The organism is Flavobacterium sp. CSZ, assembly GCF_015350725.1.
In the GTDB taxonomy this organism is placed as follows: domain Bacteria; phylum Bacteroidota; class Bacteroidia; order Flavobacteriales; family Flavobacteriaceae; genus Flavobacterium.
The window spans coordinates 1-854 of record NZ_JADKPQ010000064.1 but is presented as its reverse complement, the minus strand read 5'-3'; the positions used below and the strand labels follow the sequence as shown (position 1 = coordinate 854).

1 protein-coding gene is annotated in these 854 nt (G+C 37.6%); it reads left to right on the top strand.

Annotated features, from left to right (window positions below):
- On the top strand, positions 1-854 hold an 854-nt coding region (gene hemH, locus IRZ78_RS26005; RefSeq protein WP_194620506.1), incomplete at both ends, for a ferrochelatase.

The window sequence follows — 854 nt, the reverse complement described above, 5'->3', positions numbered from 1 at the left end:
GAAAGTCCGGAACCAAAAGATGTAAAACCGTATTTAGATGAATTTTTAATGGATAAATACGTGATCGATGTTCCGTATTTATTAAGAGCTTTGTTGGTTCGAGGAATTATTTTAAGAAAAAGACCGGAAGAATCAGCACATGCGTATAAAAAAATCTGGTGGGATGAAGGTTCTCCTTTAGTAGTACTTTCAGAAAGAATGCAGAAAAAAGTACAACCTTTAGTAAATGTTCCTGTGGCGCTTTCTATGCGTTACGGAAGCATGACCATCGAGAAAGGACTTCAGGAATTGCACGATAAAGGAGTTACAGAGGTATTGCTTTTCCCGTTATATCCGCAATATGCAATGGCTTCGACTTTAACAATTTTAGTAAAAGCCGAAGAAATCCGTAAAAAGAAATTTCCACAAATGACTTTTACTGATGTTCCTGCGTTTTATAACAAACCGGATTACATCAAGAATTTGGCCGATTCAATTCAGAAACATTTAGTTGGTTTTGATTACGATCATTTATTATTCTCGTATCACGGAATCCCGGAACGTCATATTCGCAAAACCGATGTAACCAAATCACATTGTAAAATTGATGGTTCTTGTTGTAGTACCCCTTCACCGGCGCATGATTTCTGTTACCGTCACCAATGTTATGAAACTACCAGACAAGTCGTAAAATTATTAGGACTTCCGGCAGATAAATACAGTTTGACATTTCAGTCACGTTTAGCGGGAGACAAATGGTTAGAGCCTTATACAGATGTTGAAATCGATAAAATGCCGGCAAAAGGAATCAAGAATCTTGCAGTTGTAACACCAGCTTTCGTTTCAGACTGTTTAGAAACGCTGGAGGAAATTGC